The 17,693-nt window shown below is 66.4% G+C and carries 11 protein-coding genes; 9 read left to right on the forward strand and 2 right to left on the reverse strand.

Going from position 1 to position 17,693, the window contains the following annotated elements; translation table 11 throughout:
- Positions 1 to 12 precede the first annotated feature (12 nt).
- Positions 13 to 1,062 (reverse strand): DUF1176 domain-containing protein, encoded by a 1,050-nt coding sequence (locus tag HFK18_RS15715; protein ID WP_180166970.1) that lies wholly within the window; start codon positions 1,060 to 1,062, stop codon positions 13 to 15.
- 133 nt (positions 1,063 to 1,195) lie between these two features.
- On the opposite strand from HFK18_RS15715, the gene HFK18_RS15720 reads away from it, so the two are divergent.
- Positions 1,196 to 4,075, forward strand: coding sequence for a VIT domain-containing protein (locus tag HFK18_RS15720; RefSeq protein WP_180166971.1), 2,880 nt, complete (start codon positions 1,196 to 1,198; stop codon positions 4,073 to 4,075).
- Between the two features lie 102 nt (positions 4,076 to 4,177).
- On the opposite strand, the gene HFK18_RS15725 is transcribed toward HFK18_RS15720, so the two are convergent.
- Entirely contained in the window at positions 4,178 to 5,389 is a 1,212-nt protein-coding gene (locus HFK18_RS15725) for an acyltransferase family protein (RefSeq protein ID WP_180166972.1), read from the reverse strand.
- 197 nt (positions 5,390 to 5,586) lie between these two features.
- Here HFK18_RS15725 and HFK18_RS15730 point away from each other — a divergent pair, with 197 nt between their 5' ends.
- The 8 genes from HFK18_RS15730 to HFK18_RS15765 all read left to right on the forward strand — a co-directional run bounded on the left by HFK18_RS15730 (position 5,587) and on the right by HFK18_RS15765 (position 17,604).
- On the forward strand, positions 5,587 to 6,429 hold the full coding sequence (locus tag HFK18_RS15730) for a LytTR family DNA-binding domain-containing protein (RefSeq protein WP_180167443.1): 843 nt from the start codon (positions 5,587 to 5,589) through the stop codon (positions 6,427 to 6,429).
- A 90-nt stretch (positions 6,430 to 6,519) separates the two neighbouring features.
- Positions 6,520 to 7,645, forward strand: a protein-coding gene (prfB, locus tag HFK18_RS15735) for a peptide chain release factor 2 (RefSeq protein ID WP_099818762.1) whose coding sequence is annotated in 2 segments (ribosomal slippage) — positions 6,520 to 6,594 and positions 6,596 to 7,645 — 1,125 coding nt in all. Because the reading frame shifts where the segments join, the coding sequence is not laid out codon by codon here.
- Positions 7,646 to 7,744: 99 nt separating this feature from the next.
- On the forward strand, positions 7,745 to 8,527 hold the full coding sequence (locus tag HFK18_RS15740; RefSeq protein ID WP_100465254.1) for a helix-turn-helix transcriptional regulator: 783 nt from the start codon (positions 7,745 to 7,747) through the stop codon (positions 8,525 to 8,527).
- 663 nt (positions 8,528 to 9,190) lie between these two features.
- Positions 9,191 to 10,582, forward strand: coding sequence for an NAD-dependent succinate-semialdehyde dehydrogenase (locus HFK18_RS15745; protein WP_180166973.1), 1,392 nt, complete (start codon positions 9,191 to 9,193; stop codon positions 10,580 to 10,582).
- 75 nt (positions 10,583 to 10,657) lie between these two features.
- Positions 10,658 to 12,298, forward strand: coding sequence for an acetolactate synthase large subunit (locus tag HFK18_RS15750; RefSeq protein ID WP_180166974.1), 1,641 nt, complete (start codon positions 10,658 to 10,660; stop codon positions 12,296 to 12,298).
- A 277-nt stretch (positions 12,299 to 12,575) separates the two neighbouring features.
- Positions 12,576 to 14,087, forward strand: a complete 1,512-nt coding sequence (lysS, locus tag HFK18_RS15755) for a lysine--tRNA ligase (RefSeq protein WP_180166975.1) — start codon at positions 12,576 to 12,578, stop codon at positions 14,085 to 14,087.
- A 203-nt stretch (positions 14,088 to 14,290) separates the two neighbouring features.
- Positions 14,291 to 15,436: a two-component system response regulator gene (locus tag HFK18_RS15760; protein WP_089240946.1), complete on the forward strand. Its 1,146-nt coding sequence runs from the start codon at positions 14,291 to 14,293 to the stop codon at positions 15,434 to 15,436.
- A complete protein-coding gene (locus tag HFK18_RS15765) occupies positions 15,433 to 17,604 on the forward strand; it encodes a response regulator (RefSeq protein WP_180166976.1) in 2,172 nt (723 codons plus the stop codon). Before HFK18_RS15760 ends, HFK18_RS15765 begins: the two co-directional genes overlap by 4 nt.
- The last annotated feature ends 89 nt before the right edge of the window (positions 17,605 to 17,693 follow it).

Genomic DNA, 17,693 nt, shown 5'->3' on the forward strand with positions numbered 1-17,693 from the left:
AAAAGGGGGGCGTCAGCGAACCTCGCTTACCCGTGTCGGCAGCTCCCAGGTTCCACCAGGAACGCCGCGGCACAGACCGCCGCTGATTGCCGAGGTCGCGACGAAGCGCGTGCCATCCCAGGTCCACGTTTCATCCGACACGCAGTCGGCCAGGCCGCGGCCCTTGTGCGAGGCGACGATCTGCCCGTCGCCGTAGTCGATCGCATCACTGGTCACCCACTGCGGCTGGTAAGGCGCTTTCTCACCGATGACCCAGTAACCATCGCCGGTGTTGTAGGCCGCGCGCCAGCAGGGAACGTTGACCAGCAGATGCTTGGCGTCCAGACGCTGTATCTGCAGTGGCGAATTGCTGATCGGAAGATCCGGGTCGGCCTCTAGCAGGCCTTCGCAGCTGGGCTCTTTCAGGGTGGCGCGCAGCGCTGCACGCAGCGCCGGTGACGCGGCCAGCTTGGCGAATGCCGGGTCGTCCGGCGGCGTCGACAAGGTCGCTGCCTTGCGCACCACGGGTTTGGCAACGGCGGCAGGTACGCTGCTTTCGGCGGCAGTACCCTTGCGCATCACCGCGCCCGGCGTCCCCACGCGGCCCTGGAACTCGTCGGCCTTCAGCAACACAGCCGCTGCACCCTTGTCCGACAGCGGCCACGCATGGCCGGTGGCATCGACAACCGTGATGCCGCCATCGCGCACCAGCGCCGACAGCACTGCGGTGGTCTGCGTCGGGCTCAGCGCATAGGTGCCTGTGTCCTTGGCCGGCGCCAGCACACCGAGGTCACGCTGCTGGACGCGCAGGTGCAGTGCGCCCTTCGGCTGCGGCTGTTCGTCGATCGGCTGCAACGACACCCGGCCGTTGATGGCTTGATCGGGGCCGCCCTTCCGCGTCAGCAGCACGCTCAGGGTGCTGTCGTCGTCGCTGGCATAGCCGGCCGCGCGGCAGGTGCGGGTGTTGTCGCAGGCCACGACCCAGTCGTGATGCTGGAAATACAGCCCTGCAGGCGCATCGACGGCGCCGGCGGCCAGCGGCCAGGACAGCGCCAGCAGGGTGGGAAGCAGGGGGTAACGCATGAGCATCCTTGCGCGGGATCGGGAAGTCGCACATGGTGCGCCCAGGGGCGGCGAAGAGCCAGCATCGAATTGCGTTAACCCCATCCACCCGTTTGGTGCGTTCAAGCAATCACGATCCCACTGGAGTCCTGTCATGGTCTTCGCCCGCTGCTGCACCGTACTGCTGTTGGCCATGGCAACCTGGCCGGCAATGCCCCAGGCGTCGCGTCGTCCGGTACCGCCGATCGCCTCCACCCCGCTGCTGATCGCACCCGCGGCAGAACAGCCCGTGCAGCTGCGACAGGCGCGCATCGAAGGCGAGGTGCAGGCCGGCATCGCCCAGACCCGGATCACCCTGGAGTTCCACAACCCCAACCAGCGCGTGCTGGAGGGTGAGCTGCAGTTCCCGCTGGGCGAGGGCCAGCAGATCACCGGCTTCGCCCTGGACATCAATGGCGAGTTGCGCGAGGCCGTACCGGTGCCCAAGGACCGCGGTCGCCAGGTGTTCGAGGAGATCGCCCGTCGTGGCGTCGATCCGGGCCTGCTGGAGCAGACCGCCGGCAACCAGTTCCGGCTGCGCGTTTATCCGTTGCCGGCCGGCGGCAGCCGCCGTGTGCAGCTGGTCGTACGCGAGCCGCTGGCATACGCCGGGCAGGGCTGGCGTTGGACGCTGCCGCTGCAGTTCGTCGCCGGTGCCGCTGCCGTTGAACTGGACGTGCAGGCACCGAAGGGTGCTGATACTGGCAGTGCGCCGTTCCGCATTGATGAGGGCCGTCTGCACTGGCAAGGGCGCGGCGCACAGTTGCCGGCCCAGCTGCAATGGACGCTGCCGGCCGAGCGCAAGGCGCAGGTGCAGGTTGCCCGCTGGCAGGGCGGTCACTACCTGCTGGCCCAGCTGCCGGTGCCTACGTCGGCCGCGCCGCGCCGTGTGCCATCGGAAGTGGGGCTGCTGTGGGATGGTTCCGGCTCTGCTGGCCAGCGTGATCGCACCCGCGAGTTCGGGCTGCTTGATCGCTACTTCGCTGCGATGGGCGAAGGCAACGTCGCACTGACGGTGCTGCGTGATCGTGCCGAGCAGGTGCGTCGTTTCCGTATCCGCGGGGGCGACTGGAGTGAATTGCGCCGGGCGTTGATGTCGGTGCAGCCCGATGGTGCCAGTGCGCTGGCGCAGTGGCAGCCGCAGCCGGAGGTGAAGGAATACCTGATGGTCAGCGATGGTCTGCTGACCTACGGGCCGGAAGCACTGCCGGCGCTGGCCGCCGACCAGCGCCTGTTTGCGATCAGCAGTGCTGGTGCACGCACCGATGCCACCCGCCTGCGCGGTTGGAGCGAGGCGCATGCGGGCACTTTCGTGGCACTCGGCAGCGATATAGATGCCGCCGCTCGGGAACTGCTGTCGGTACCGCTGGATGTCCAGATCGATGCCGGCCGTGGCGTGCAGGATGTGGTGATCGACCGCCGCAGCCAGGCCCAGGGCTGGCTGTGGTTGCATGCGCGGTTGGCGGCCGAAGGTGTGCCGATGCGGGTACGCGTGGCTGGCGGCGAGTGGCAGGCACTGCCCGCGACGCAGAAGAACGAAGACGGTGATCTGCTGGCCGGCCTGTGGGCACAGGCGCGCCTGCAGCAGTTGTCGAGCGATCGACGCAGCAACCGTGAGGCGATGCAGCGGCTGTCGCAGCAGTTCAGCTTGGTGGGCCCGGATACCTCGCTGATCGTGCTGGAAACCCTGGACGACTACCTGCGCTATGCGATCCGTCCGTCGGGCAAGCTGCGCGCCGAGTACGACCAGCGCTTCGCACGCCAGGTTGCAGACCGCGAAGCGGCCGACCGCCAGCGTCTGGACAAGGTGGTGACGCAGTGGCAGCAGCGCCAACAGTGGTGGAATCGCAGTTGGCCGAAGGGCACACCGCCGCAGGCGGATTCGAAGGCGCTGGAGGTGGCGGCCGGCGCCCCGCCGGCACCGGTAGCGATGCTGGTTGCTCCAGCTCCCGCCGCAGCGGAGATGCAGTCGAATGCAGCCACTGCGCGCCAGCGTTCGGTCGCACGCCCGGCACCGGCGCCCGCGCCGATGATGGAAGCGGCCGCCGATGCGATGGTCGCTGGGCCTGCCGCTGCCAATGACGGTCAGCTGGGAATCAAGCTGGCTGCGTGGCAGCCGGATTCGCCGGTTGCCCGCCGCCTGCGCCAAGGGCCGGCGTCGCAACTGTATGACCGCTATCTGGCCGAGCGCGCGGCGAACGCCGACAGCAGCGCATTCTTCCTCGACGTGGCCGACCTGTTGATCGAACAGGGGCAGCGCGATCTTGCCCTGCGCGTGCTCTCCAACCTGGCCGAGATGGATCTGGACAACCGCCATCTGCTGCGCGTGCTCGGTTATCGGTTGCTGCAGGCCGACGCTCCGGCGCTGGCGGTGCCGGTGTTCGAGCAGGTGCTGGCGATGGGCCAGGAAGAACCGCAGAGCTTCCGCGACCTGGGCCTGGCGCTGGCCGCAGCGGGCAAGCCACAGCAGGCGCTGGCGCCGTTGTACCAGGTGGTCGTACGGCCCTGGGATGCTCGTTTCGACGGCATTGCGCTGATCGCCCTGGACGAGTTGACCAACCTGGTGGCCGCCAGCAAGCCGCGGCTGGACACCAAGAGCATCGACCCGCGCCTGCTGCAGGCGATGCCGCTGGACCTGCGCGTGGTACTGGCCTGGGATGCCGACAACAGCGACATGGACCTGTGGGTGACCGACCCGAACGGTGAGCGCGCGTACTACGGCAACCGCCTGACCTATCAGGGCGGGCAGATGTCGCAGGACTTCACCGGTGGCTATGGCCCGGAACAGTTCTCGCTGCGCAATGCCAAGCCCGGCAAGTACAAGGTGGAGGCGAACTACTTCGGCAGCCGCCAGCAGCTGGTGACTGGCGCGACGACGCTGATGCTGCGCCTGACCACCCATTGGGGTACGCCGAAGCAGAAGGACCAGATGGTGACGATGCGGCTGAAGGACCGTGCCGAGACCGTGCTGGTGGGGGAGTTCGAGGTGCGTTGATCACTGGGACGCCCGTGTAGGGTCGAGCTGGCTCGACTGCTTCGCTGTAGAGCCGAGCCTGTGCTCGGCTCATGGCACAAGCAGCCGAGCGTGGGCTCGGCTCTACAACCGTGCTGTTGCGGCGCGTGTGATCGGTGACTCTGGTGGATCGGCACGCAGCCCGAACAGCGGCCGCAGCCAGCGCACTCGGCGCACCAGCAGTTCGTGGATCACCAGGCAGCCGATGACGGTGCCGATGATCACCAGCACCGGCTCCAGCCAAGCGCCCAGCTGCAGCGGCCGCAGCCAGTACAGCAGTACGATCAGCACGGTCTGGTGCAGGATGTACCAGCTGAAGACCGCCTCGCGGCAGTAGCCCAGGCCACGCCATGGCCGCGCAAGCAGGACCTGCGCCCAGCCGAAGATGGCCAGCAGGGCGCACCAGGTGTACATCGCGCGGCCGACGCGCTCGGTCTGCGCCCATGGCAGCGACAGTACCCATTCCGGCAGATCGCCAACATCGGGCATCCGGGCAAGTGCGCGGATCCCCAGTTCGACAGTCAGCCCGATCACGGCCAATACCAGGGTCAACCGCCGGCCACGCACCAGCAGGTCCCATCCACGCTGCCAGCGCGCTGCAAGGAAGCCGCCGAGGAACAGGGGCAGCGATTCGGCGTGGACATACAGGTCATCGACCAGCGCATGGGTTGGCGGATGCGTGGGCAGGATGACCAGCAGTGCCCACGCCAGCCACAGCACCGGCAGCAGCAGGCCCAGCGTGACGATCCAACGGTCGCGAAGATACAGGCCCGGCAGGCGGTGGCGTAGCGGCCGCACTACGCTGGCCAACAGGATCGTCAGCAGCGTGTAGGGGGTCAGATAGGCCAGGTACCACAGGTGGTTCCAGGTGAAGCCATAGGCTGCACCGCTGAAGCTGGCTCCCGGCCACGGCCGGAATTGCCAGTAGCGCCACAGGAAGGCGCCGAGCCCCGGCGTGACGTCGCCCTTGTCCACCGCCTCGCAGTAGGCCTGCAGCGAGACGACCGCGACGATGCCGAACAGCAGCGGCAACAACAGGCGCCAGCTGCGCCGCAACGCAAACTGCCAACGGCCGTGCGCGGGTAGGCACAGGCCCAGTGCGATGCCGGAGATGGCGAACAGCAGCGGCATGCGCCAGCGATTCAGCGCGATCATCGGCCACTGCAGCCACCCGGCCGTGTGAGCGCTCTTGAGGTGGAAGTCCCATCCGGCCACGTACGCCATGGCCACGTGGTAGAGGATCAGCAGCCCGAAGGCGCCGATGCGCAGGGTGTCGAGGTCGTGGCGGCGGGTCATGGCGCTATCCGTGTTGGTGTCGTTGCAGGGTGGAAGACCTGCCGCGGTGTCACCATCAGGAGGGGGTAGCTGGATGTCCCGCAGGGCCCAATGGCGGGGCTGGGGGACGAATGGCGTACGTCACCGGGGCCGTGGTTGGCGATAATCCAGTGATGGACGAGCACAACCAGCAGGACCCGCAAGTGCGTGGCGAACCAATGGGCAGCAGCAGGCAAGGACGGCAGGTAGCCGTGTTCTGGGTCGTACTCTTCCTGGGGACGGCGGCGGCCAACGTGCTGGCCAAGGTGATGATGGCGGCGCGTGATGAACTGCCGCCGCATTGGATGGCGGTGACGATCGATGAATTCAGCAGCGCGCTGGTGTCGCTGCTGCTGCTGGTGTTGTTGATCCGTGCCGCTTCACGCTGGCCGCTGCATGCCGATACCTGGCGGCAGCGACTGATGCCGTACCTGCTGGGCGCCGTAGCGTGGTGGCTGCTGCACGTGAGCACGATGGTCGTGCTGCGCAAAGCGATGCACGCCCTGCTGGGCAGCCACTACACCTTCGGGGACTGGCCGACGCAATGGTTCTATGAGTTCTTCAAGGACATCCAGACTTACGCGCTGCTGGTCTCGGCGGTACATGCCGTGGCCTGGTTCGGTCGTCGCCGACAGGGCGAAGCGACCCTGCTCGCCGCCCCCGATGAGGGCCCGCCGGTCGAGCCGGTCGATCGTCCCGACCATTTCCTGGTGCGCAAGCTGGGCAAGGAGTTCCTGGTGGCCACGGCCGATGTCGAGTACGCCCAGGCCGCCGGCAACTACGTGAACCTGCGGGTGCGCGGCCATGACTACCCGCTGCGGATCACCATGGCGGTGCTGGAAGCGCGGCTGGACCCGGTCCTGTTCCTGCGCAGCCACCGCAGCTGGCTGGTCAATCGTGACCAGCTGCGCTCGATTGAGCCGCTGGATGGCGGCGAGGCCTTGCTGCACATGGCTGACGGGGCCCGGGTGCCGTGCAGCCGGCGCCAGCTGCCGCTGCTGCGGCAGGCCTTGGGCGGGTAGGGGCGTGGCAGGGCGGGACCGGCTTCTGCGCCGGTTCACCCCGGCCTGCGGTATCATTTGCAGTCATCTTTTGAATGTATGACCGCCGACATGATCGAACTGAATCCTGTCCGCCAGCGCATCGCCGATCTGACCGATCGCGTGTTGTCGCTCCGGGGGTATCTTTGACTACGACGCCAAGAAAGAGCGTCTTGAAGAAGTAACGCGGGAGCTGGAAAGCCCCGACGTCTGGAACAACGCCGAGTACGCCCAGAACCTGGGGCGAGAGCGCTCGACCCTGGAAAAGACCGTGGGCGGCATCGCCGCGGTGCTGGAAGGCCTGAGCGACGCCACCGAGCTGCTGGAGCTGGCCGAGTCCGAGCAGGACGAGGACACCGCGCTGGCCGTGGTGGCCGACCTGGACAAGCACCAGGCGCACGTGGAGAAGCTGGAGTTCCAGCGCATGTTCTCCGGCCAGATGGACACCGCCCCGGCGTTCGTCGACATCCAGGCCGGCGCCGGTGGCACCGAAGCCCAGGACTGGGCCGAGATCCTGCTGCGCATGTACCTGCGCTGGTGTGAATCGCGTGGCTGGAAGACCGAGCTGATGGAAGTGTCTGGTGGCGACGTCGCGGGCATCAAGTCGGCCACGCTGCGCGTGGAAGGTGATTACGCCTATGGCTGGCTGAAGACCGAGACCGGCGTGCACCGCCTGGTGCGCAAGTCGCCGTTCGACTCGGACAACCGCCGCCATACCAGCTTCACCTCGGTGTTCGTGTCGCCGGAAGTGGACAACAACATCGAAATCGACATCAACCCGGCCGATCTGCGTACCGACGTGTACCGCTCCTCCGGTGCGGGTGGTCAGCACGTCAACAAGACCGAGTCGGCGGTGCGTATCACCCACATCCCGACCAACACGGTCGTGGCCTGCCAGACCGGCCGCAGCCAGCACCAGAACCGCGACAACGCGATGAAGATGCTGGCCGCCAAGCTGTACGAGCTGGAAATCCAGAAGCGCAATGCCGAGCGTGATGCGGTGGAAGCCACCAAGTCCGACATCGGCTGGGGCAGCCAGATCCGCAACTACGTGCTCGACCAGAGCCGTATCAAGGACCTGCGCACCGGCATCGAGCGTTCGGATACGCAGAAGGTGCTCGATGGTGACCTGGACGAATTCGTCGAGGCCAGCCTGAAGGCCGGCCTGGCGGTTGGCTCCAAGCGCATCGATGCCTGATGCGTGCCCGGCGACAGCGGTACCGTCCGCTGCCCGGGCCCTGCGTTGCGGGACGTCTTGGGCGTCCCGCAATGCTGTTGAAACCTGCAGGGCAGGGCGATGATGCGCAGTGAAGCCGAACGCAAGGAACTGGGTGGCTTTCTCAAGGCCTGCCGCGCGCGGGTCGAGCCAGCAACACTGGGGCTGCCCGCGGGGCGCAGGCGCACGCCGGGCCTGAAGCGCGAGGAAGTCGCGCTGGCGATCGGGGTCAGCGTCAGCTGGTACACCTGGATCGAGCAGGGCCGCGAAGTGCGGGCCTCGCCCGAGGTGCTGGAGCGCCTGGCGCAGGTGCTGCGGATGAGCGATGACGAGCGCGCCTACGCGTTCGCGCTGTCCGGCTACGGGGTGCCGCTGGAGTCCCCCGACGAAACGGTGACCGACGGCCTGCGGCAACTGGTGGAGGCGATGCAGCCGATCCCCGCTTACGTGCGCAACACCCGCTTCGACATCCTGGCCTGGAACCCGGCCATCGCCGATCTGTTTGTCGACTATGGTCAATTGGCGCCGCATGAGCGCAACACGCTGCGGCTGATGTTCCTGTATCCGCCGTACCGCACGTTGATCCTCAACTGGGAAGAAATGACCCGCGGCCTGCTGGCCAGCTTCCGCGCGGCGATGGCGCAGGCGCCGGACAAGGCGCCGTTCCTGGCGCTGGCCGAGGACATCGGCACGCACAGCGAACAGTTCCGTGAGTGGTGGCCGGAGCACGATGTCCGTCGTTTCGACGAAGGTGCCAAGAAGCTGAACCATCCCACGCGCGGGCTGCTGGACCTGCAGTACGTGGCGCTGGTGCCGGAGAGCCGGCATGACCTGTCACTGGTGACCTACCTGCCGCGCAGGTAAGGGGTTGTTCGGCAGGGCTTGCAGCCCTGCACCTGCAGACGCCAGAGCCGAAGCAATAGCAACAGCAACAGCGGGCTTTCCGTGGGTTGGCGGGTCGGTGTCGGATTGCGGGGACGCCGTGAACCCATCCATGGGGGCTTGGCCGCGGCATCCATGCCGCGGACACCCCGCAATCCGACACCGCCCCACCTCTGACAGATCCCCGCGATCGGGTAGATCCACGCCATGCGTGGATGGATCTCCATCGAAATCGAATATTTCGACAATTGAACGAAGAGCATCTACGCATGGCGTGGATCTACTGTGTCGACCAAGGTCGACACCTACCAACAGCAGCGGGAAATTGTCGAAGGCGGGGTGGGTCCGGTTGCGGGAGTGTCCGCGGCATGGATGCCGCGGCCAAGCCCCCATGGATGGGTTTACGGCGTCTCCCGCCACCGGGCCCACCCCGCCATCGCACGGGGTGCCGCTGTTGCTGTTGCTTCTGCCGTTGCTGTTGCCTCTGCGGGTGCAGGGCGCAGCCCTGCCGATAACCCCACCCTATTCAGGCAGGTAAGTGCAGGTCACAGGATAAACAGACGCCTTGTTGCCTTTGCCGATCGGGTCCACATTCCTTGTCAGGAAACGGGCAGCCGCCCGTTGTCGAGACAACAGGAGACCTGCATGTCCGCTTCCCCCGCAGCCCCCGCTGCCATTTCCCGTGATCCGGCCACCGGCCAGCAGATCGCCAGCCACCCCTTCGCCACTGCCGCCGAACTGGAAGCGATCCTTGATCGCGGACAGGCCGGCTTTGCTGCCTGGAGTGCGCAGTCACTCGAGCAACGCGCGAGCGTGCTGCGTTCGATGGCAGCCGTGCTGCGTCGCGACCGCGAGCCCCTGGCCGCGCTGGCCACCGCCGAGATGGGCAAGGTCCGCGCCGAGTCGCTGGCCGAGATCGAGAAGTGCGCGGTGCTGTGTGACTGGTACGCCGACAACGGCGCGGCGTTCCTGCGCGACGAACCGACGTCAGTGGCCGACAACAAGGCCTATGTCTCCTACCTGCCGCTGGGCGTGGTGCTCGGCATCATGCCGTGGAACTTCCCGTACTGGCAGGTGATGCGCGCGGCCGTGCCGATCCTGATGGGCGGCAATGGCTTCCTGCTGAAGCCGGCCGAGAACATCGTCGGCACCGCCGCGCTGCTCGCCGCTGCGTGGCGCGATGCGGGCCTGCCGGAGGGAACCTTCATCGCCGCCAACATCAGCCGCGAGGGCACCAGTGCCGCCATCGCCGATGACCGCATCGCGGCAGTGACCCTGACCGGCAGCGTCGCCGCCGGGCGCAGCATCGCCGCGCAGGCCGGGCAGGCGCTGAAGAAGGTGGTGCTTGAACTGGGTGGCTCGGATCCGTTCATCGTGTTGGCCGACGCCGACCTGGAGGCCGCGGTCGATGCCGCCGTGGCCTCACGGTTCCAGAACACCGGGCAGGTGTGCATTGCCGGCAAGCGCATCATCGTCGAAGAAGCCGTGTATGAGCGTTTCGTGGCGCTGTTCTGCGAGCGTGTGCAGGCGCTGACCGTCGGCGATGGCCGCGAAGCCGGCAACCGGATCGGCCCGATGGCCCGGCAGGATCTGCTTGAACAGCTTGATGCGCAGGTACGCGCCTCCGTCGAGGCCGGTGCGCAGCTGCTGGTGGGCGGCAAGCAGCTTGATCGCCCCGGCAACTTCTATGCCCCCACCGTGTTGGCCGGCGTCGAGCCGGGAATGCAGGCGTTCGATACCGAGACCTTCGGGCCGGTGGCGTCGATCAGCCGTGCGCGCGATGCCGACCATGCGGTGGAGCTGGCCAACCAGAGCGAGTTCGGGCTCAGCGGCAATCTGTGGACGGGCGACCACGCCCGTGCGATGCAGCTGGCACGCCGTCTGCAGACCGGTGGCGTGTTCGTCAACGGCTTCTCGGCCTCCGATCCGCGCGTGCCGATCGGCGGCGTGAAGAAAAGTGGCTTCGGCCGCGAGCTGTCGCACTTCGGTATCCGTGAATTCGTCAACGCGCAGACGGTGTGGTTCGACCGCCGTTGACGCGGGCCATCCACGCTTGCTGTCAGCATCCCTGCAACGTTCCATCATCACGCATTGCGAGAAGGACGTCATTCCATGTCCAAGGGTTCCGATCTGCTCGTCGCCGCACTCGAAAACGAGGGCGTCGAGCGCATTTTTGGCATTCCCGGTGAAGAGAACCTCGATGTCGTCGAGTCGCTTCGCCACTCCAGCATCGAGCTGGTCATCACCCGCCACGAACAGGCTGCCGTGTTCATGGCCGCCACCTACGGCCGCCTGACCGGCAAGCCGGGCGTCTGCCTGGCCACGCTCGGCCCGGGCGCTTTGAACTTCACCACCGGTGCGGCCTATGCACTGCTCGGTGCGTGGCCGGTGATCATGATCACCGGGCAGAAGGGAATCGTTGCCAGCAAGCAGGCGCGCTTCCAGATCGTGGACATCGTAAGCACGATGAAGCCGCTGACCAAGTCCGCACGGCAGATCGTCTCGGCGCGCACCATCCCGACCATCGTCCGCGAGGCGTTCCGCACCGCCCTGGAAGAGCGCCCCGGCCCGGTGCTGCTGGAACTGCCCGAGGACATCGCGGCAATGGAGGTCGAGGACGTCGCAATGATCCCGCCACACCCGGTGGATCGGCCGATTGCCAGCCCCGAGGCATTGGATCGTGCGGCGCAGATCATCCGCGACGCCAAGCGGCCGTTGCTGGTGATCGCGTCGGCGGCCTCGCGGCCGCAGTCCAGCGAGGCGCTGTCGGCGTTCGTGCTGCGCGCCGGCATTCCGTTCGTCACCACGCAGATGGGCAAAGGCGCGGTGGCCGGCGGCTCGGGCCTGTACATGGGCACGGCGGCGCTGAGCGAGCGCGACTACGTGCACATGGCCATCGACCAGGCCGATGTGATCGTGACCATTGGCCACGAGGTGACGGAGAAGCCGCCGTTCGTGATGCGCCCGGGTGGCCGCACGGTCATCCACATCGGGTATTCGCAGGCCGCGGTAGAGCAGGTGTACTTCCCGCAGGTGGAGGTGATCGGCGATATCGGCCGCTCGCTGACCCTGCTGGCCGACCGTATCGAAGGCAAGGTCGACAACGCCGCTGCGCTGCTGCCGTTGCGCGCGACGATCCTGGAGCACATCGCCGATCGTGCCGAAGAGGCCGGCTTCACGCCGCAGCGGCTGGTGCATGACGTGCGCCAGGTGATGCCGCCGGACGGCATCGTGGCGCTGGACAACGGCATGTACAAGATCTGGTTTGCGCGCAATTACCGTACCCAGGTGGCGAACACGCTGCTGCTGGACAACGCATTGGCGACGATGGGTGCGGGCCTGCCGTCGGCGATCATGGCCTCGATCCTGTACCCGCAGCGCCGCGTGCTGGCGGTATGTGGCGATGGCGGTTTCATGATGAACAGCCAGGAGCTGGAGACGGCGCGCCGGCTGGGCCTGAACCTGGTGGTGCTGATCCTCAACGACGGTGCCTACGGGATGATCCGCTGGAAGCAGGCGGTGGACGGCTTCGCCGATTACGGCATGACCTTCGGCAATCCGGACTTCGTCAAATACGCCGAAGCCTATGGCTGCCAGGGACACGAGGTGACCGCGATCGAGCAGTTCATTCCGACGCTGGAAGCGGCGTTCACGGCGGGTGGCGTGCATCTGGTGTCGGTGCCGATTGATTATTCGGAGAACCAGCGGGTGCTGGTGGAGGAGCTGCGGCAGGCGTTCCCCGGGAACGGGTGAATCCGGGGCATGGCCCGTTAGGTGTGGACCTTGGTCGACACGGGGGCGCCAACCAAGGTTGGCGGCTACCAGGGCGTCGGTGCCGCGATATCCGGTAGGTGTCGACCTTGGTCGACACACGATGAATCGCCAACCAGGGTTGGCGGCTACCGGAGCAGGGGCGGCCCAAGGCCGGGGAGGGGCCATCCGGAGGCCGGGGCAGGGCGCTTTTGGTATGCTGGGCAACCGGCTGTGCCGGGCGCAAGACTCCCCCTCACTACACGATTCCCGCAGATCCATGAGCGAAGCTACCGATACCCCCCCCGTCGACGAAAACAAGTTGATCGCCGAGCGCCGTGAGAAACTCAAAGCGCTGCGTGGGCAGGGCATCGCGTACCCGAACGACTTCCGCCGCGAGGACTTCGCCGGCAGCCTGCAGGAAGAATTCGCCGATGCGGAACAGTGGACCGCCGAAACCCTGGAAGGCAACGGCCGCCAGGTGAAGATGGCCGGTCGCCTGATGGCCAAGCGGGTCATGGGCAAGGCCAGCTTCGCCCAGATCCAGGACGAGTCCGGTCGCATCCAGCTGTTCCTGCAGGGTAGCGTGCTGGGCGATGCCTACACCGCCTTCAAGGGCTGGGACGTGGGCGACATCATTGCGGTCGAAGGTGGACTGACCCGTACCAAGACCGGCGAGCTGTCGGTCAAGGCCGAGTCTATCCGCCTGCTGACCAAGTCGCTGCGCCCGCTGCCGGACAAGTGGCACGGCCTGGCCGACGTCGAGCAGCGCTACCGCCAGCGCTATGTCGACCTGATCGTGACGCCGGAGTCGCGCGCGGTGTTCATCAAGCGCTCGAAGATCATCCGTGCGATGCGTGCATGGCTGGACAACCGCGACTTCCTCGAAGTCGAGACGCCGATGATGCATTACATCCCCGGCGGCGCGGCGGCCAAGCCGTTCACCACCCACCACAACGCGCTGGACCTGGACCTGTACCTGCGCGTGGCGCCGGAGCTGTACCTCAAGCGCCTGACCGTCGGTGGCCTGGAGCGCGTCTACGAAATCAACCGCAACTTCCGCAACGAAGGCGTCAGCACCCGCCACAACCCGGAATTCACCATGATGGAACTGTACGAGGCGTATGCCACGTACAACGAGATCATGGACCTGACCGAAGGCGTGATCCGTGACGTGGCGCAGGCGGTCAACGGCTCCACCACGGTGGAGTGGGATGGCGCCAACATCGACCTGGGCCCGGCGTTCCGCCGCTGGCGCATGGACGAGGCGGTACGCCACCACAACCCGGAAATCTCCGCTGCCGACTGCACCGACCGTGATGCGCTGCTGCGCCATTGCGAGCGCTTGAAGATCCGCGTCAAGCCGTCCTACGGCTGGGGCAAGCTGCTGCTTGAGATCTTCGAAGCCACCGTCGAACACACCCTGATCCAGCCGACCTTCATCACCGATCACCCGGTGGAGGTCTCGCCGCTGGCCCGCGCCAACGACAACGATCCGGGCTACACCGACCGTTTCGAACTGTTCGTCAACGGCAAGGAACTGGCCAACGGCTTCTCCGAGCTGAACGACCCGGAAGATCAGGCCCAGCGTTTCCAGGCGCAGGTGGCGGCGAAGGAAGGCGGCGACGACGAGGCCATGCACTACGACGCCGACTATATCCGTGCGCTGGAGTACGGCATGGCGCCGACCGGCGGCCTCGGCATCGGCGTCGATCGCCTGGTGATGCTGCTGACCGGCAGCAGCTCGATCCGCGACGTGCTGCTGTTCCCGTACATGCGTCCGGAGCAGTAACCGGCTTTTTCGGCGTCCGTTTGTGCGCGCCGTCTCGGTTTGAGACGGCGCGATTGACGCGTCCCGCACTCGGCGTATCGTTATTGCACAACCTTGACACCGGCTATGGCTTCATGGAGTCAGGGGAGGCCGCAATGTGGAGAATCCGCTTCACATTGTGACGACGATCATGAATCGGGGAGCTTGTGACGGGAGTCGAGCCGATGCAGGGTGCCAGCGTGCACAGCGGCGGGGTATCCTCGCCCGCTGACCTTTCAGCATGGTCGAGAAAGCAGGCAGAGAACGCCTTGAACATCGTCATCGTCGATGACCAGACTTCCGCACGGACGATGCTTCGTCACGTCATCGAAGACATCGCGCCGGAACTGAGCGTGCATGACTTCGGCGATCCGTTGACCGCGTTGGCATGGTGCGAATCGTATCCGGTCGACCTGCTGCTTCTCGATTACCGCATGCCGGAGATGGACGGGCTGGAATTCGCCCGCCGCTTCCGCCGGCTGCCCAAGCATCGCGATATCCCGGTAATCCTGATCACCGTGGTCGGCGACGAGCCGATCCGGCAGGCGGCGCTCGAAGCCGGCGTGATCGATTTCCTGGTCAAGCCGATCCGCCCGCGCGAGCTGCGCGCACGCTGCTACAACCTGTTGCAGTTGCGCCAGCAGACCGAGAACGTGAAGCAGCGCGCCCTGTCACTGGAGCAGCGGCTGCTGGCCAGCATGCATGAGGTGGAGGAGCGCGAGCGCGAGACGCTTTCGCGGCTGGCACGTGCGATCGAGTTCCGTGATGCCGGCACCAGTGCCTACCTTGAACGGATGGCGCGCGTGGCGGGCCTGATTGCCGAGCAGCTGGGCCTGCCGGAAGACGACGTCAAGCTGATCGAAATGGCTGCGCCGCTGCATGACATGGGCAAGATCGCCATTCCCGATGCGGTACTGCTCAAGCAGGGCAAGCTCAATGATGAGGAGCTGGCGATCATGCGTCGGCATCCGCGCATTGGCCATGAGCTGCTCAGTGGCAGCCAGAACCGCTTCATCCAGGTCGGTGCATTGATCGCGCTGCGTCACCACGAGCGCTACGACGGCAGCGGTTATCCCGATGGCCTGGTCGGCGACGCGATCCCGCTGGAGGCGCGTATCGTCGCGGTGGCGGACGTATTCGATGCGCTGATCTCGCCACGCCCCTACAAGGAAGCGTGGACGATGGAAGCCACCATGGCCTACCTGTACGCCCAGCGTGGGCGTCTGTTCGATCCGCGTTGCGTGGATGCATTGCTGCGCGGCCGCGAGCAGCTGGAACAGATCTGCGCCGAGCACTCCATCGCCTCTGCACGGCCGGGACTGGGCGCGTGAAACGCCTGCTGTCGCGATTGCGGCTGCGCCTGTCCCAGCGACAGGACAGCGAGCACGGACAGCAGATCGTCCGCATCATCCTGATCAGCCTGATCCTGGCGTACGTGCTGCTGCCTTCGGCACGGCATGAACTGCCGCACAGCCAGTATGTCGGTGTGCTGGCGATCGTGCTGACCGGCCTGAGCCTGTCGCTGCTGTTGTTCGGCTGGCTGCTGTGGCGACCGCAGCGCTCCGATCCCCGGCGCGTGCTGGGCATGCTGGCCGACTACGGGCTGATCGCCGCCGGCATGATCCAGATGGGTGAGCCGCTGTCGTGGGTCTACATCGTGGTGATGTGGGTGACGGTGGGCAACGGCATGCGCTTCGGCAACCACTACCTGTATGTGGCCGTGGCGATGGCGATGGTCAGCTTCGGCAGCACCGCACTGTCCACCCCGTACTGGCAGCAGAACGCACGCCTGGCCATCGGCCTGTGGCTTGGCCTGGCGGCGGTTCCCCTGTATTTTTCCACGCTGCTGCGGCAGTTGACCGAAGCGATGGCCGAGGCGCGGCGCGCCAGCGAAGCCAAGAGTCGATTCCTGGCCAACATGAGCCACGAGTTTCGTACCCCACTCAATGGATTGAATGGCATGACAGAAGTATTGGCGACCACGCGCCTGGACGACGAACAGCGTGAGTGCGTGAGTACCATCCAGGCGTCATCGCGCAGCCTGCTGGCGCTGGTCGAGGAAGTGCTGGACATCTCGGCGATCGAGGCCGGCAAACTGCGCGTCGTTGCCGAGGATTTCGTTCTTTCCGAAGTGATCCAGGCCATTGGCCTAATCCTGTTGCCGCAGGCCAAGGCCAAGCGCCTGGACTATCGGGTGAAGGTGGCCGAGACCGTGCCGCCGACGTTGCGCGGCGATGTCGGGCATCTGCGGCAGATCCTGCTCAACCTGGCCGGCAACGCGGTCAAGTTCACCGATCATGGCCGGGTCGAGATCCGCGTCTGCGTTGTCCATGCAGACACGCAGGGTGGGGTGCGGCTGCGCTTCGACATTCTCGATACCGGCATCGGCGTCGCACCGGCGATGCGCCCGCGTCTGTTCGAGGCCTTCGAGCAGGCCGACGTCAGCATGGCCCGTCGTCATGAAGGTACCGGCCTGGGCACGACCATCGCCAAGGGGCTGGTCGAAGCGATGGATGGCGAGATCGGGTATCTGGACAACCCGCCGCAGGGCAGCCACTTCTGGGTGGAACTGCCGTTCGCGCCGCCGCAGCCGGTGGTCCCAGGTGCGGTGCCGACCCTTGCTGCGGGCGACGAAGCCGATGCTGGCGGAAACGTCATTGCGTTCGCCGACCCGTTCCTGCGCCATCGCGCGCGGGTGCGCAGCATGCAGATCCTGGTCGCCGACGACCACGAGGCCAACCGCATGGTGCTGCAGCGGCTTCTGCAGAAGGCCGGGCACAAGGTGCTGTGCGTCGATGGTGGCGAGGCAGTGCTCGACGCACTGGCCGAAAGCGAGTTCGATGCGGCCATCGCCGATCTGCACATGCCGGGCATGAGTGGCCTGGACATGCTGAAGGAGCTGCGGGTGATGCAGGCCGGTGGCGGCCCGCGCACGCCGGTGCTGGTGCTCAGTGCCGACGTTACTCCCGAAGCGATCCAGCGCTGTACCCAGGCCGGTGCACACGCGTTCCTGGCCAAGCCTGTGGTGGCCGTGCGCCTGCTGGACACCCTGGCCGAGATCGCCAACAACGCCCAGCTCAAGTCCAGTGCGCCGCCGATCGTGCGCACCGTCACCAACCTCGATGGCGTGCTTGATACCGGCGTGCTGGATGAACTGGCGTCGCTGGGAATGGGCGAGGGTTTCGAACGCGAGTTCATCCGCCAGTGCCTGGATGATGCCGAATCGTGCCTGCGCAAGGCCGAAGGCGATGGCGAAGCGGCACGCTGGGACGCTTTCCGCGAGCAGTCGCATGCGATCAAGGGTGTGGCCAGCAACCTCGGCCTGATACGCGCGTCCAACCGCGCCGGTGAATTGATGCGGATGGCCGATTGGCAGCTGAAAGCCGAATGGCGGCAGCGTCTTGCGGTGCTGCAGGGGGCGATCAAGGAAGGCCGGCATGCGCTCGATGCGCGCGCCGAACGCAAGGCACGTGGCGTGGCCGACGATGGCGAACGCTAGCGCCGGGCCTGCCCGACCTGTGCGGCGGGTTACCCATGCTCGCGCGCCCCATAAAAAAAGCCCGGTGGCCAGCCGGGCTTGAACCCTGC

It is taken from the genome of Stenotrophomonas sp. SbOxS2, from assembly GCF_013416715.1.
Lineage (GTDB): Bacteria > Pseudomonadota > Gammaproteobacteria > Xanthomonadales > Xanthomonadaceae > Stenotrophomonas > Stenotrophomonas lactitubi.

Coding starts and splice junctions, on each gene's coding strand:
- HFK18_RS15715 (WP_180166970.1), bottom strand. CDS start 1,062: ATGCGTTACCCCCTGCTTCCCACCCTGCTGGCGCTGTCCTGGCCGCTG.
- HFK18_RS15760 (WP_089240946.1), top strand. CDS start 14,291: ATGCAGGGTGCCAGCGTGCACAGCGGCGGGGTATCCTCGCCCGCTGAC.
- HFK18_RS15730 (WP_180167443.1), top strand. CDS start 5,587: ATGGGCAGCAGCAGGCAAGGACGGCAGGTAGCCGTGTTCTGGGTCGTA.
- HFK18_RS15725 (WP_180166972.1), bottom strand. CDS start 5,389: ATGACCCGCCGCCACGACCTCGACACCCTGCGCATCGGCGCCTTCGGG.
- HFK18_RS15745 (WP_180166973.1), top strand. CDS start 9,191: ATGTCCGCTTCCCCCGCAGCCCCCGCTGCCATTTCCCGTGATCCGGCC.
- HFK18_RS15720 (WP_180166971.1), top strand. CDS start 1,196: ATGGTCTTCGCCCGCTGCTGCACCGTACTGCTGTTGGCCATGGCAACC.
- HFK18_RS15750 (WP_180166974.1), top strand. CDS start 10,658: ATGTCCAAGGGTTCCGATCTGCTCGTCGCCGCACTCGAAAACGAGGGC.
- lysS (WP_180166975.1), top strand. CDS start 12,576: ATGAGCGAAGCTACCGATACCCCCCCCGTCGACGAAAACAAGTTGATC.
- HFK18_RS15740 (WP_100465254.1), top strand. CDS start 7,745: ATGATGCGCAGTGAAGCCGAACGCAAGGAACTGGGTGGCTTTCTCAAG.